The 14,484-nt window shown below is 68.6% G+C and carries 9 protein-coding genes and 1 pseudogene; 4 read left to right on the top strand and 6 right to left on the bottom strand.

Annotated features, from left to right (window positions below; all coding sequences use genetic code 11):
- Window positions 1-25 precede the first annotated feature (25 nt).
- From ACIBK3_RS37655 to ACIBK3_RS37640, 4 genes are all read right to left on the bottom strand, one after another.
- Window positions 26-2,107, bottom strand: coding sequence for an ATP-binding protein (locus ACIBK3_RS37655; RefSeq protein WP_399372316.1), 2,082 nt, complete (start codon window positions 2,105-2,107; stop codon window positions 26-28).
- A gap of 431 nt (window positions 2,108-2,538) precedes the next feature.
- Window positions 2,539-3,816 (bottom strand): condensation domain-containing protein, encoded by a 1,278-nt coding sequence (locus ACIBK3_RS37650; RefSeq protein ID WP_399372315.1) that lies wholly within the window; start codon window positions 3,814-3,816, stop codon window positions 2,539-2,541.
- A 307-nt stretch (window positions 3,817-4,123) separates the two neighbouring features.
- Window positions 4,124-4,888: an SDR family oxidoreductase gene (locus tag ACIBK3_RS37645; protein ID WP_399372313.1), complete on the bottom strand. Its 765-nt coding sequence runs from the start codon at window positions 4,886-4,888 to the stop codon at window positions 4,124-4,126.
- Between the two features lie 532 nt (window positions 4,889-5,420).
- Window positions 5,421-6,386 (bottom strand): pirin family protein, encoded by a 966-nt coding sequence (locus tag ACIBK3_RS37640; RefSeq protein ID WP_399372311.1) that lies wholly within the window; start codon window positions 6,384-6,386, stop codon window positions 5,421-5,423.
- A 138-nt stretch (window positions 6,387-6,524) separates the two neighbouring features.
- On the opposite strand from ACIBK3_RS37640, the gene ACIBK3_RS37635 reads away from it, so the two are divergent.
- Both ACIBK3_RS37635 and ACIBK3_RS37630 read left to right on the top strand, forming a co-directional pair.
- Entirely contained in the window at window positions 6,525-6,971 is a 447-nt protein-coding gene (locus ACIBK3_RS37635) for a MarR family transcriptional regulator (RefSeq protein WP_399372309.1), read from the top strand.
- A 220-nt stretch (window positions 6,972-7,191) separates the two neighbouring features.
- Window positions 7,192-10,209, top strand: a pseudogene (locus tag ACIBK3_RS37630) (Tn3 family transposase).
- A 6-nt stretch (window positions 10,210-10,215) separates the two neighbouring features.
- On the opposite strand, the gene ACIBK3_RS37625 reads toward ACIBK3_RS37630, so the two are convergent.
- Window positions 10,216-11,388 carry a hypothetical protein gene (locus ACIBK3_RS37625; RefSeq protein ID WP_399372307.1) on the bottom strand — a complete coding sequence of 391 codons (1,173 nt, stop codon included), beginning with the start codon at window positions 11,386-11,388 and terminating at the stop codon, window positions 10,216-10,218.
- Window positions 11,389-11,599: 211 nt separating this feature from the next.
- On the opposite strand from ACIBK3_RS37625, the gene ACIBK3_RS37620 reads away from it, so the two are divergent.
- Window positions 11,600-12,202, top strand: a complete 603-nt coding sequence (locus tag ACIBK3_RS37620) for a recombinase family protein (protein WP_399372306.1) — start codon at window positions 11,600-11,602, stop codon at window positions 12,200-12,202.
- A 41-nt stretch (window positions 12,203-12,243) separates the two neighbouring features.
- Here the strand turns inward: ACIBK3_RS37620 and ACIBK3_RS37615 are convergent, their stop codons facing one another.
- Window positions 12,244-13,683 carry a PepSY-associated TM helix domain-containing protein gene (locus ACIBK3_RS37615; protein WP_399372304.1) on the bottom strand — a complete coding sequence of 480 codons (1,440 nt, stop codon included), beginning with the start codon at window positions 13,681-13,683 and terminating at the stop codon, window positions 12,244-12,246.
- A gap of 152 nt (window positions 13,684-13,835) precedes the next feature.
- On the opposite strand from ACIBK3_RS37615, the gene ACIBK3_RS37610 reads away from it, so the two are divergent.
- Window positions 13,836-14,483 carry a peptide deformylase gene (locus ACIBK3_RS37610; RefSeq protein WP_399372302.1) on the top strand — a complete coding sequence of 216 codons (648 nt, stop codon included), beginning with the start codon at window positions 13,836-13,838 and terminating at the stop codon, window positions 14,481-14,483.
- Window position 14,484 lies beyond the last annotated feature (1 nt).

Here is a 14,484-nt window from a genome sequence, read left to right as displayed (position 1 = left end):
ACATCGCTCAGCCTGGCTGCCCGCCTCACTGCTCCGCTGACAGGTCCCGGCCCAACGGAAGGACCGGTGTTCCGCTCAGTTCGTGACTCCACAGGACGCCCTTGATGTGCTGCACCGCGGCCGTCAGGTGGCGGCGGTAGGTGCTGAAAGACATCCCGAGGCGTCGGGCCGCCGCTTCCTGGGTGGGGGCGGTCTTGCTGTACGTGGTCGTGAGGACCTGATGACGTGTCTCTCCGCCGCGCTCCCGCAGCAGGGTGTCGATGGCGTGGAGCAGGACATCGCGGAGGTTCTGGTCGTGCTCTGCGACCAGTCGGCTGCGGTTGAGGGGGTTTGCCGCGAGCTCGCCCGGCCACCACAGTGCCCGCAGGGCGTCCCGTACGGCGGTGTCGAACTCCGGCCGGGACAGCACCACGTGGTCCGACCGCTCCTGGGGAGCCGTGACCGCAGGCGTGACGGCAGCCACGCCCTCCTGCAGAGCTTCGTGCTTCTCCGCCACCCACTCCATTGCGGACCGGGTACGCCAGTCTTGGGCGAACAGGCGGTAGCCGTGGTCGCCGACCACGGGACTGGCATCCGTCGGCCGCATGTCGCCGGGCGCGAGGTGAGCGTTCCAGAACCCGTCGTCCCGCATCACGACGAACAACCACGCCAGACGGTCGGCCCGGATGATCTCCGCCGTCACGCGCCACGTGACCAGGTTCAAAGACGCCGAGGGCCGCTGGTACGTCTGTGCGTCCACTATGAACCGTGCAACAGCGATGTGCTCGCCTGCTCGCAGTGGGCTGCCTGCGCGGGCGTGAGACCAGGCGGCGGCCACCACCGGATCGACGTCCTCCCCCTCCGGTCCGCTGAGCCGCAGAAACGTCGAAAAGGCAGTGATCTCGTCGGTCCGGTTCGAGCGGTAGACCCTGAACGCTTCGGGCTGCCGCTGCAGCCAGAAGCGGGCGATCGCGGCGGACTCGGCGCCCTCCGTCCGGTGGACCAGGTCCACCACGCGGCTCTCGTCGTCAGGCGTACAGGGCATTTCCCGCACCGCGTCCTCAGGGTCCCATACGAGGGTGTCGGCAAGATGACCGAGGGAACGGTCCAGGTACACGAGTGAGTTCATCGCCTGCAGCACCTGTGCGGCGGGCACCTCGCGGACCCGGGCGAGCAGATGGTGGTACATCCGCCGGCGCAGGGCGGCGAATCCCTCGGGGTCTCGCCAGCGGAGATCGGCGGCCAGCACCTCGCGCACGACATCGTGCGGAAAGAGCCCGGAGGCGGTGGATTCGACGAACGGCTGGGTGCGCAACCAGGCGAACAGTTCAGCGGCGTCTTCGCCCATCATCGCCCGCATCAGGGCCTCGGAGGTGACATCGGCCTGCGCGCACACCTCCAGCGCCGTGCGGTGCGCCGCACTCGGGGTGTGGCCCACGAGGTGGGGCAGCAACGTCGCGATCACGTCCTGGCCCGGTGACCAGTCTGCAGCACCCCGGGCCCCGTCCGTGTCCCGCTGCACGGCGAACGCCACCGCCAGCGACAGGGCCAGCGGATTACCCCTGGTGAAGGACATCAGCGCGTGGTGCGCACCGGCCGGGACACCACGTACCCGCAGGAAGGCGGCGACATCTTCCCGGGCCAGATCCCGCAACCGCACCACCCGCAGCAGCTCCGCCCACCCCGCATCGGCGACCCAGCGCGGATCGGGGGCGACGCGTCCGGCCACCACCACGACCGTGCCCAGCGGCAACCGCGGCAAGAACTGCTCCCACAACCAGTGTTCCAGGCCGTGGCAGAGCTCGAAGGTGTCGACCAACAGCACGGTGTTCGGCTCGCCGATCGCTTTCCCGGCTGCGTGCTCGAAGTCCTCCGGCGTCGCGGCGACCGTGCGCCCGTCCACCTCGATCACCAGCCGCCCCGCGTCCCGCGCCTCGAGAGCGAATCGCCTCAGCAGCGCGGACTTGCCGATCCCGCCCGGCCCGTGCAGATACAGAACCGACGGCGCGTGGGAGTCCCCCGCCAGCGCGGACCGGAAGACCGCCCGCTCCGCCATCCGCCCCACGAACGTCTGGTCCCGCGCGGCGACCACCAGGTCACCCAACAAGCCACCGTTCCCCGAATCCACGAGCCCTCCCCCACCAACCGAACCATGCACGGCCGAGCACCTTACGCCGCGCACTCCTGCGCCTGCAGAACTCACCACAGGAGGTGCCGCCGTCGCGCCCAGCGCCGGGCGTGCCAGTTCCGCCGTCTCCTGCGCCGCGGAGCTGGCGTACGCCCGTCTGCTGCACGAAGAGCGCAGCCCCGAAGGCATACGTGTGGCACACACCGCGATCGTCGGCGCACTGGGCCCTGGGCTACAGCATGAACCCGCGACGGTGGCCGAACTCCTGTGGCGACAGCATGCCGAGGGCCGCGACTTCCAAACCGTCCGCGCGAGATGAAACCAGTGGCCCACTGGGCAGCCGCCCGCAAGCGATCTGAGTGGTGTCCGGGCATTTCGCGGTGCGCGGTCAGAGACGAGGCCGGTTGGGGCACCTCGCTGATGTCGGGGGATCAGCCAGTGCCACCGATGGCTGACAGCAGCCGTTCTCGGGTCAACTCCAAGAGCTCGGGCACCGGGCTGAAGCTCGTGTGCAGAATGCGCAGTGTGCCGGCGAGTGTGCTCAAACCGAGGGTCTGCTCTCCCTCGAATCCGAAGAGGACCGAAGGTCCCCACAAGCTTTTGAGGGTCAACGAACCGTAGGACGTCCCGATGGGCAGGGCTCCGAGATTGGTGAGCAGCAGTTCGTGGGGTGCGGCGGCGGCGAGCATACCGGCCATGTCAGCCGGGGCCGGGCGGCTGCGCAGGACGCCTGTCCACAGAGCGAGCGACTGAAGCAGCGCGCTCTTGTGGCGGAACGGGGCGAGGGTGTCGGTGAAGGACCGGGCCGCCTCCCACGGGTCGCTCCACTTGCCGACCTGTGCGGTGGTGGCCGGGGCGAGGATGTTTCCCATTCCTTCAGCCGGTGCGGGAAGGAGCCCGCGCAGGCTGAGGGGCGAGTGCACCCGCAGCGGGACGGTCGACCAGTCCGCGTTGAGTTCGGCCGCCGCACCCAGGGCCGCGGCGGCGACAGCGCCGTGCACGGTCGTGCCTTCTGCCCGGGCGCATTCGCGCAGTGCGGCTGTCTGGGTCCGGCTCAGAGTGGCGGCATCGATGGAGAGCACGGCGTCCGGGTCGGGTGTCCGGTAGATGCCGGGCATGTCGGAGAGGGGGATGTCCATGTCACTCGGCAGAGTCGTGGCTGCGGCGGCGATCTCTCGAGCCAGGAAATGGTCCACCGGATGTCCAGGATGCCCTTCGGCCGCCCCCTCGATGCTCCCGCCGCTGAGGAGGGTCAACAGGTCTCGTACGAGATATGCCTGTGACAGCCCGTCGACCACCGCATGGTGCGCGACGAGAACCAGCGCGCACCGTTCGGGGCTGTACAGCAGGACGGCCCGTACGGGCGGCATCGCGGCCGCATCGACTCCGTGGCGCATCTCGGTGGCCAGTTCGTGTTGCCACCCGGTCGCCGCCAGGTCGGTCACTCGCAGCGGAATCTGTGCGGCGTGGCCGAACGAGAGACGGGGGCCGTTGCCGCTGTCGCGGATACGGGCGCCGAGGAGGGCGTGGCGGTGCTGGAGGGTGTTCAGCGCCGTTCGCCACTCATGCACCTCGGTGGGGCCCGCGACTTCGATGGCGGTGGCCGAGTGGGTGGGGCGGTTCTGGTTCATCAGCCACATGAAGTGCTCAGCCACCCCGAGCGGCCGTTGTGCGGGCATGCTGGTGGCCGGTGCTGGGGCCGTCGTCACGATGGTGCTCCTCGGGCGAACGTGGTCCGCACACGCTCCGGATCCGGTGGGGGCGCGGACGGTGGATACGGCTCCACTCTCAGCCATCAACCAGGCCTGGACCAGCCCATTCCCTGTCCGCTGGTTGTTCACTTCGCGCTCAGTCGACCTTCACGCCCGGCCACCCGCGTCGTTGTGCTCCAGCTCCCACCGTCGGCCGGTCACACGGGCGAGCCCGCGGGTGTGGTGCCTGCGGTAGGTACTGAGGTTGCTCGTTGTGCACCGACATGCGCACGCCTGCGGGCGCAGACCGCCGGCAGCCGCGACGCTACGGGCGCTGCCGCACAGGCCGGATGACCAACTCGTTGACGTCGACGTCGGCGGGCTGGCTGATCGCATAGGAGATCGCACGAGCGATGGCATCGGGCGAGATGGCCGCCGAGCGGTAAGCCTTCATTGCCGCCGCGGCTCCCGGTTCGGTGATGGTTTCGGCCAGTTCGGACTCGACGACGCCAGGTGAGACAGTGGTAACCCGGATGAACGGCTCAGCCTCCTGCCGCAGTCCTTCTGTGATCGCCCAGGCCGCGTACTTCGTGGCGCAGTACACAGCAGCTGTGGGGACCACGGAGTAGGCACCGATCGACGCAATGGTGATGAAGTGCCCGCTGTTCTGGCGCTGGAAGTGCGGCATGGCCGCAGCGATGCCGTGCAGCAGTCCCTTGACGTTGACGTCGATCATCCGGTCCCATTCGTCCACCAGCAGTGAGTCGAGGCGCGACAGCGGCATGACGCCGGCGTTGTTGACGATCACGTCGATGTGCCCCCGGGCAGTAACCGTTTCGTCGACGAACCTGGTCACGTCGGCCCGGTCGGTGACATCGAGACGGCGTACATCGATGCTCCCGCCGTCGGCTCGCACGCTCTCCGCCAGGCTGGTCAGGCGATCCTCTCGACGCGCACCGGCAACGACGTGGTGGCCCTCCGCAGCAAGCCGCCTGGCGATGCCTTCGCCGATGCCGCTCGTGGCACCCGTGACGAGTACGACCTTCCGGTCGCTGCCCTGCTCTGTGGTCCCTGAGGTTGTCCGTGTCATCGCGTTCTCCTTGCTCAGTCAGGGCAGAAGCCCCGTTGACGGATCGTTCACCTGCGAACTTGCCGTGCTTTCGATGGCAGGAGAAGGCCGGGATCTTCCTAGGAGTACTGCACACACCACACCTGACCGACGAGGCAGTCGTGCCGTCACTGACCCACCGAGCGTCGGGTCACGAGGTCAGGTCCGTGGCGATCCACTCGGTGACCGAGCCGTGGGAGGGCGAACGGCGCGGGTCAGGAGAAGTTCTGACGAGTAGTGAGCAGGGTTTGACCTGTTGATGACCGTGTGGCCTGCGGAAGGCTGGCGGAGTGAGGCCAGATGCGCACACGTCTGCCTCGCATCCACTCGTCATCTACGGAAAGCACCATGATTCAGGACAAGCGCATCATCGTGACCGGCAGCTCCCGGGGAATCGCCGCGGCGGCCATCGCGTCATTTGCCCGAGCCGGACATCACCGCATCAGGGAGGTCCTGCCGGCCTCCGTGTCCTCCGGCTCGTCCGGGGCGTCCGCGCCTCCGCCGTTTCCGCAGGTCAGCGAACCCTTCCCCGCGGCTTCATAGCCGTCGCCGGCAGTTCGGGAGCCGGCAACGGGTCCCCGTCGTACCCCTTCACCTCCCCGAACCGTGTCCCTTCCATCCAGTCCTGCCGAGCCTGCACGATCTCCTCCTGCGACCGCCCGATCCAGTTCCAGAACATGATCAGCTCCTCCTCGAACGGCTCGCCGCCCAGCAGCATCAGGCCCGCGTCCGACTCGGCGCGCAGCGGGAGTTCGCGGCGGCCGCAGCCCAGGTAGAGCATCGATCCGGGCAGCAGCGGCACGCCGTCCACGTGGGCCTCGCCGGACATGGCCAGGACGGCGTACTCGAAGTCCGGTTCCAGCGGCAGGCGTACGTCCGTGCCGTGGGCGAGGGCCAGATCGGCGCCGACGATCGGGGTGTACGTCGTGCCGGGCGAGCGCGCGCCGTCGAGATCGCCGAGGACGAGCGTCGCGGTGAGACCCGGCGCCGTGACGCGGGGCAGGTCGGCGTGGTGTTCGAAGTGCGGGTCGGTGTGCCGGTGACTGTCCGGGAGCGCGACCCACAGTTGCGCGCCGTGCAGGAAACGGGCGTGCGACCTGGGGCTCTCCTCGGAGTGGCTGATGGCGCGGCCTGAGGTCATCAGGCCCAGTTCACGCGGGCGGATCGTCTGGAGGCTGCCGGTGGAGTCGCGGTGCAATACCTCGCCCTCATGCAGCCAGCTCACGGTCTGCAGGCCCATGTGCGGGTGCGGGGGCACCTGCATCCCGGGTTCGTCGGCGATGTCGTCCGGGCCGTAGTGATCGACGAAGCACCAGGCACCGACCATGCGCCGGCCCAGGTTGGGCAGCAGACGGCGGACCTCGGTGGACTCGCCGAGCTGGACCCGACGGGGACTGAGGAGCTCCCGCACGGGCTCCGCCACCACGAATCCACGGCCGCCGCACAGCGCGGGCACCGCCTCGCGATCAAGATTGCTCATGCCGCTCAACCTAGTCCCGCGCGGGGTTCCGCGTCAGTCCGACCAACCCTCGACCATCAGAAGCCATGGATATGGTATCCATGTACTGTATCTGGCTCATTCGCCTCACGACATCCGAGCGAAGGTCGAGGAGCAACCATGACCACCACCGCCCCACCCACCGTCAACGGCCGCGTCATCGCCCTGGCTCACTACGCCGGCCGCGCGGTTCTGGAGACAGCCCTGGCCCGCCGCGGTCTCACCTTCCAGCAGATGGTCACCCTGCGGCCCGTCGCGCTCGCCGGCGCACCCGTGGAGCGCGACGAACTCACCGGCCAGGTCGTCGACGCCCTCAAGGTCGACGCGGTGGAGGTCCGGGGCGTCGTCGAGGAGTTGACCGCCCGGGGCCTGCTGGCGGCCGAGGCGTCCCGGCTGAGGGCCACGGACGCCGGCCAGGCCCTCTACACCGAGGTCAACGCCGAGACCGCGCCGATCTCCGCCCGGATCTACGCCGGCATCCCCGCCGAGGACCTGGCAACCGCCGGCCGCGTCCTGGCCCTGGTCACCGAGCGGGCGAACGCGGAGCTGGCCGCCCTCTCGCGGTGACGGGCCCGAGCAGACCGGGTCGCGGACGAAGACGGACCACGGTCATGGTGCGGGCCCGGACCCTCCGAGGAGCCGGGCCCGCACCACATCCCGCGGCGCCCCCTACTTGGCCCCGAACTCCTAGCTCGGACACGAGCCGCAAGGTAACCGGCGGGTAGCTTTCGCATCGTCAGACGGCCCCGTTTCCCGGCTTCGGGCGCCTCGTTGGGCTGATCGAGTGATGAGAGGCTCGGCGAGGCAGGGGCGGGAAGTGCGTCAGGAGTGGTCGCCGGAAGAACTGTTGGCGAGTTGGACGCTGGTGGATGGCGACTGGAAGCTGGTGGCCAACAAGACCGGGGTGACGAGGCTCGGCTTCTGCCTGATGCTGAAGTTCTTCGAGTTGGAGGGCCGGTTCCGGGAGCTGTTGGAGGAGGTCCCGCAGCCCGCGGTGGAGTACGTCGCCGGGCTGGTAAAGGTCCCGGCCGCCGACTTCGCGAAGTACTCCCTCACAGGCCGAACCGTTGAGTACCACCGCGCGCAGATCCGCGAGGCGCTGGGGTTCCGGCCGGCGACGCTGGAGGACGAGGATCAACTCACCACATGGCTGGCCACAGAGGTGTGCCCGGTCGAGCTGGTGGAGGACCGGCAGCAGGAAGCCCTGCTGGTCGAGTGCCGCGCGCGCAGTATCGAGCCGCCGGGCCGGACCCGGATTGAGAGGGTGCTGGTCGCGGCCCGCAACCGGTGGGAGCGGGTGTTCTGCGCGCGGGCCATCGAGCGCCTGGGTGAGGTCGGGGTGGCCCGGCTGCTGGCGCTGGTCCCGGAGGGCAACGAGGACGGCGCCGCACTGCTGGCGCTGCTCAAGCGGGACCCGGGCGCGGTCGGCCTGGACTCCCTGCTGACCGAGGTCAACAAGCTGAACGACGTGCGCAGGCTCGGGCTGCCCGAGGGGCTGTTCGCGGACTGCTCGGAGAAGCTGGTGGCCGCGTGGCGGGCACGGGCGATCAAGATGTACCCCTCCGACTTCCGCGACACCGCCGAGGACGTACGGATCATGCTGCTCGCCGCGCTGTGCTCCTCCCGGCAGGCGGAGATCACCGACGCGCTGGGAGACCTGCTGATCGCCCTCGTGCAGAAGATCAACGCCCGCGCCGAGCGGCGGGTCGAGAGGCAGCTGACGGCCGAGTTGAAGAAGGTCCGCGGAAAGGAGGGCATCCTCTTCAGGCTCGCCGACGCAGCGATCGGCCAGCCCGACAAGACCGTACGCACAGCCCTCTACCCGGTGGTGGGAGAGAAGACGCTGCGCGACCTGGTGGCCGAGGCTAAGGCGAACGAGAAGGTCTTCAAGGCCAAGGTCCGCACCACGCTCCGCTCGTCGTATAGCTCGTACTACCGGCAGATGCTGCCGCCGCTGCTGCGGACGCTCGGCTTCCGCTGCAACATCACCGCCTACCGGCCGGTGATGGACGCGCTCGCGCTGCTGGAGAAGTACGCCGGAGTCGACGGCAAGACCCGCTTCTACGACGCCGCGGACGCGGTGCCGATGGATGGCGTCGTACGCAAGGACTGGCGCGAGGCCGTCGTCGATGACAAGGGCAGGGTCGAACGCATCCCGTACGAGCTGTGCGTCCTGGTCGCGCTGCGCGATGCGATCCGGCGGCGCGAGATCTACATCGAGGGCGCGGCCCGGTGGCGCAACCCGGAGGACGACCTGCCCGGAGACTTCGAGGCCACCCGCACCGTGCACTACGCCGCGATCCGTCAGCCGCTGGACGCGCGGGAGTTCATCATGGATCTGAAGCAGCGGATGACGAACAGCCTGGACCGGCTCACGGCCGCGCTGGCGGACGGCTCGGCGGGCGGGATCAAGGTGACCACCCGGCACGGTGAGCCGTGGATCTCCGTGCCTAAACTGGAGAGGCTGGATGAGCCCACCGGCCTCCAGGCGCTCAAGGACGAGGTGGTACGCCGATGGGGCGTGCTCGACCTCCTGGACGTGCTCAAGAACGCCGACTTCGACACCGGCTTCACCGACGAGTTCGCCTCGGTCGCCGCGTACGAGCGCATCGACCGCGCGGTCTTCCAACGACGCCTCCTCTTGGCCCTGTTCGCCCTCGGTACGAACATGGGCATCCGGGCCATCGTGGCGACCGGCGAGCACGGCGAGAGTGAGGCGGCGCTGCGGCACGTGCGCCGACACTTCATCACCGTCGACAACCTGCGGGCCGCCGTGCGGAAACTGGTGAACGCCGGCTTCGCGGCCCGGGACACCGCATGGTGGGGCCAGGGGACCGCGTGCGCGTCGGACTCGAAGAAGTTCGGGTCGTGGTCCTCGAACTTCATGACCGAGTACCACGCCCGCTACGGCGGCAACGGCGTGATGATTTATTGGCATGTGAAGCGGAAAAACGTCTGCATCTACTCCCAGCTCAAGAGCTGTTCGTCGTCCGAGGTCGCGGCGATGATCGAGGGTCTGCTGCGGCACTGCACAGACACCGAGATCGAGTCGAACTACGTCGACACGCACGGCGCGTCGGTCGTCGGATTCGCGTTGACCGAGTTACTCAACTTCCGTCTGCTGCCGAGGCTGAAGAACATCGGCAGCATCCGCCTGCACCGCCCGGACGACACCCCGCCCGGCTGGCCGGCGCTCGGCGCCTCGCTGACGACCCGGGCCATCAAGTGGGACCTGATCGTCTAGCAGTACGACCAGATGGTCAAGTACGCCACCGCCCTGCGCCTGGGGACGGCGGAGGCCGAGCAGGTGCTGAGGCGCTTCACCCGTGGCGGCCCCAAACACCCCACCTACGCCGCGCTCGAAGAACTCGGCCGCGCCGTGCGCACCGTCTTCGCGTGCGATTACTTGGCCAGCCCCGACCTTCGCCGGGAGATCCACGGCGGCCTCCAGGTCGTGGAGAACTGGAACTCGGCGAACACCGTGCTGCACTACGGTAAGGACGGAGCCCTCACCGGCCCGGACAAGGAGCACGCCGAGACCTCGATGCTCGCCCTGCACCTGCTCCAGTCCGCGCTCGTGCACGTGAACACGCTGCTGCTCCAGCAGGTCCTCGCCGAACCGGCCTGGGCATCGAGACTCACGGACGAGGACCGGCGCGGACTGACCGCGCTGTTCTGGTCGAACATCAACCCGTACGGCATGTTTCGCCTCGACATGGACAAGCGGCTCGACCTGGCACCTCTGGCTGTTCCCCGCCCCCGGCAAACCGTCGGTGCAGCACAGGCCGCGAGATCCACGCTGTGATGAGGGCTACTGCGCCAGTGTGGCGATCGCCTGCTCGGCCATCTGGATACCGACCGTTGCAGCCATGGTGGCTCCGGCTTCCAGCAACCGATCCTTGATCTGACCAGCTAGCTGGTGCAGTCGGCTCACCTGGGGAGCATCCGACGTGGCTTCCTCGTGCAGTTCCTGGGTGACGCGTTCCAGTTCCACACGATCCGGCTCGTCCATGCCCAGAGCGCTGCTGACTTGGCCCACATAGCCAGCAAGCTGGATGAAGGCTCTCGGGTCCATGCCGGTTGTGTTGTTCTGGGTGAAGTTCTGCTGCTCGCCGACGATGACCCCTTGCGCGTTCGGCAAATAGGTGTTGTAGACGACCGGGTCGCGGCGTTTTCCCTGCCCGGAGTCTTCCGCATACTTGGGCATGAGCTCCAGCACCTCCGTCAGATAGTCAAGCGCTATTGCAATGAATGCCGCGTGAATCCGTTGAAACAGAGAGGAGAACTGCCCAGAGTCGTAGTGTCCGATAACCTCCATGCCCTGGAGTCCGTCCGTTGCCTCGGCGAATCGCTGGGGAACCTCGGTCGTCAGAAATGCCCCGAGTACGCGGTGGCACTGGAAGTCCCAGCCAGGTCCGAATGAGGGGCTCGGGCTGAACCTGCCATCCGCCACTTGTTCGTAGCAAAGCCTGCCCTCCGATATCAACGCGGCGAGCTGATCAGCAACGGACGCCGCTACGACGTCATCACGAAGTCGGGCGAATGCCGGCGGCTTATGGCGAGGCAGGGCCGGAGGAGAGATTGTCCGAAGGATGTTCGCCAACCCGACGAGGCCCGCACGAAGTTCTTTTAGGCGTGCCTCCAACCTATCGCGTGGTACCGAGCCAGGGAAGGCGCCGTTCCAATACTCGCTCGGAAGGATATAGCCAAAAATCTGTCCACCTGTCATGCTGCGAACGTCGCCGCCCGCGGCACTGTAAGACGACCATCTCCCCTTGAATTTCTTGAAATCCCCAGGCAAGCGGGAGAGGATATTTTCCATATTCACTAGCCAGTCGCGAAGGTCATAGGGCACCCGTGGCGTGGAATTTGCATGGCGCTGCATCTGGTCGGCGATGCGGCCCGCAAGTTCAGTCAGGGACTCGCTGATCACCCGGCGTGCGGCGTCGGGATCGGGTAACCCGGCGTGTTGGCTAGATGGCATCTGATCATCATGGCCTCAGTTCGCAGCACACAGCAAGGGGCCAGCAAGAGGGGGCGCGACTCATGATCGTGTCACCGGTTGCAAGCACAGTGTCGGTGAACGATCGCCTGTCGACACTCGGCGCAGTGATCACGAACCCGCAGGTGGGCAGTGTCGGCAACTCGCGTCGGCAATCAATGTCGGTGAACGGTCCGGCCGATAGATTCCGACGATGCTCATTGGCTACGCGCGCACATCGACGGCCGACCAGAACCCCGATCATCAGATCGACGCACTTCTCCGCCACGGCGTCGACCGCGACAACATCCACGTCGACGTCGCCAGCGGCGCGAAGGCGTCGCGCCCGAAGCTCGATCTCGTCATGCAGTTGCTGCGCCAGGGCGACACGTTGAAGGTGACCCGGCTCGACCGGCTCTCCCGCTCCGTGCTGCACCTGGTGACCCTCGGCGCCGAGCTGCGCGAGCGGAGTATCGGGCTGCACGTCGTCGAGCAGGGCGTTGACACGGCCACGATGGAGGGGCGGGCGATGTTCGGGATGCTGTCCGTACTGGCAGAGCTCCAGCGGGAGCTGATCGTGGCGAACACGAACGACGGGCTTGCCTCCGCTCGGGCCCGCGGCCGGGTAGGCGGGCGCCGGCCGAAGCTCACCGAGGACCAGGCCGCGCTTGCCCAACGACTCTACGACGAGCGTGAGAAGACCGTCCAGCAGATCGCTGACATGTTCAGCGTGCCGAGGTCGACGGTGTACGGGCACCTCGACAGAGCCAAGACCGTCCCCCGTCAGCCGAAGAAGACCAAGGTCACGAAGTCCTGACCGCTACCTTGCGGCTGGTGTCTGAGCTAGGACTCCGGGGCCTACTTCGCGCCCGCCCCGCTCACCCGCCCGCGCCGGTGGGCGATCTCGCCCAGGACGACGTCGACGACGAGGAAGGCGGCCAGCGGAATGCCCAGCAGCGGTACGAAGTAGCCGAGGACGGCGACGGCCGCCACGCACGGCACCAGGATCTGCGGGGGCACCTGCTGCCAGGCACCGCGTGGGATCGGCCGGCCGAAGGCCGAACCCCGGCCGCGCTGCCACCACATGCGGTAGCCCCACACGATCAGCAGGATCAGGCAGAGCGCCAGGCCCATCAGGGCGATCTGGTTGACCAGCCCGAAGAGGGATCCGGTGTGCAGGTCGATGCCCCAGCGGGTCAGCTTCGCCAGCAGCGGATGGTCCGCGAACCGCAGGATGTCGGTGACCTCGCCGGTGGCCGGGTCGACGGCGACGGCGTCCTGCTTCTCGGGCCAGCTCCGCTGGATCTGCCGTACGACGTACGCGGACGAGGCGTCGGCCGGCGGAACGATCTCGACGGGGTCGCCGAGCCCTTTGGAGCGGGCGGCGGCCAGGATCGTGTCGAGGCCGGCACCGTGCTCGGCGTCCCCGGCCGAAGCGGAGGCGCCGTGACCCGCGTGGTCGCCGCCCGCCGTCGCGGTGACCGACGGGGTGGCCTGGCCGAGCGAGGCGCGCAGTTCGTCGATGTTCGCTCCGGCGTACGTCGACCAGGTCAGCCCGGTCGCCGAGAGGAACAGGAACCCCGCCGCCGCCCAGGCACCGAGGGTGCCGTGCAGTCCGAGTGTGCGGCGGCGTCCGTTCGTGCCGCGCAGCTTGCGCAGGGCCCGGCGACGGGTGAACCACAGCACCAGACCGCCGACGGCGATCACCCCCAGCCAGCTCGCGGCGAACTCGCTGTAGAGACGGCCGGATTCACCCAGGTGCAGATCGCGGTGGAGTTCGTCGATCCAGGTGCGCAGGGGCAACGCGCCGGTCGAGCCGTACTGTTCGAGCGTGCCCCGCACTTTCGCGGTGTACGGGTCGACGAACACGGCGAGCGTGTGGTCCGGGTCGACGCCCTTGACGCCGGACAGCAGCACCCTGGTGGTCGCGTCGGCCGCGGGCGAGGGCCGTACGGCGGAGACGGTGCCCTCGGGGTGTGCCTCGAGGGCGGCGGTCACCTGCTCGGACACGGGGAGCTTGGCGTCACCGACGGCGGAGACGGTCAGTTCGTCGGCGTACAGGAACCTCTCGGCCTGGAAGGAGCCGGCGTACAGGAAACCGGTGACGGCGGCGACGAGCAGGAACGGGGCGACGAGCACTCCGGCGTAGAAGTGCAGACGCAGGATCAGCGGGCGCAGCGGGGACCAGCCGCTGGGGGACGGCGCCGGTGCGGCGGCGGGCCGGGGGGCCTCGTCCGATGGGGGTCCCCCCGCTCGATCGGAGCCGAGAGTGGGGGAGGTAGTGGGATCGGTGGACATCGGCGTGGTTCTCCCGGGGCAGGGGACGTTTCTCGGCTGTAGCGGTCCAGTAGTCGGGGAGAAGGGGTGCCGAGTTCCCGAAGGCGTGGGTGGCCTTTTTCACACAGAGGTGTCCACGGGGCCCGTAGGAGATGCCGTGGCATGCTGGCGTGATGGCATCTCCCCGTGATCGTGCGCCCGTTGCCGGCCTCGTCGAGGAACTGCTGGCCGCGGACGGCCCGTTGCCCATCGTCGCGGCCGGCGATCCGGTGCTGCGGCGCGGCGCCGACCGCTTCGACGGACAGTTGGACGGCGCGCTCCTGTCCCGTTTCGTCGAGGCCCTGCGGCTCACCATGCACGCGGCGCCGGGCGTGGGCCTGGCCGCGCCGCAGGTCGGCGTACCGCTGCGGATCGCGGTGATCGAGGACCCGGCGCCCGTCCCGGAGGAGGTACGGCTGGCGCGCGGCCGGGTCCCGCAGCCGTTCCGGGTGCTGGTCAATCCGTCGTACGAGCCGGTCGGCACCGCCCGTGCCGCGTTCTTCGAGGGCTGTCTGAGCGTGCCGGGCTGGCAGGCGGTGGTGGCGCGGCCCACCGAGGTTCGGCTGACCGGCGAGGACGAGCGGGGCCGTGCGGTGGACGAGGTGTTCACCGGCTGGCCCGCCCGTATCGTCCAGCACGAGACCGACCATCTCGACGGCCTGCTCTACCTCGACCGCGCGGAGCTGCGCTCGCTGTCCTCGAACCAGGCGATGGCGGAGCGCTGGACACAGCCGACGCCGAGGGAGGCGGCGACCTCCCTCGGCTTCGAGCTGCCCGGGTGAG

The organism is Streptomyces sp. NPDC050287, from assembly GCF_044459385.1.
Classification (GTDB): Bacteria; Actinomycetota; Actinomycetes; order Streptomycetales; family Streptomycetaceae; genus Streptomyces.
Note: the sequence above shows the minus strand (reverse complement) of the source record. Positions and strands in the feature narration are given on the sequence as shown.

Excerpts from the sequence above, each read along its gene's own strand:
- ACIBK3_RS37645 (WP_399372313.1), bottom strand. The coding sequence starts at position 4,888 with ATGACACGGACAACCTCAGGGACCACAGAGCAGGGCAGCGACCGGAAG.
- ACIBK3_RS37610 (WP_399372302.1), top strand. The coding sequence starts at position 13,836 with ATGGCATCTCCCCGTGATCGTGCGCCCGTTGCCGGCCTCGTCGAGGAA.
- ACIBK3_RS37640 (WP_399372311.1), bottom strand. The coding sequence starts at position 6,386 with ATGAGCAATCTTGATCGCGAGGCGGTGCCCGCGCTGTGCGGCGGCCGT.
- ACIBK3_RS37635 (WP_399372309.1), top strand. The coding sequence starts at position 6,525 with ATGACCACCACCGCCCCACCCACCGTCAACGGCCGCGTCATCGCCCTG.
- ACIBK3_RS37620 (WP_399372306.1), top strand. The coding sequence starts at position 11,600 with ATGCTCATTGGCTACGCGCGCACATCGACGGCCGACCAGAACCCCGAT.
- ACIBK3_RS37615 (WP_399372304.1), bottom strand. The coding sequence starts at position 13,683 with ATGTCCACCGATCCCACTACCTCCCCCACTCTCGGCTCCGATCGAGCG.
- ACIBK3_RS37625 (WP_399372307.1), bottom strand. The coding sequence starts at position 11,388 with ATGCCATCTAGCCAACACGCCGGGTTACCCGATCCCGACGCCGCACGC.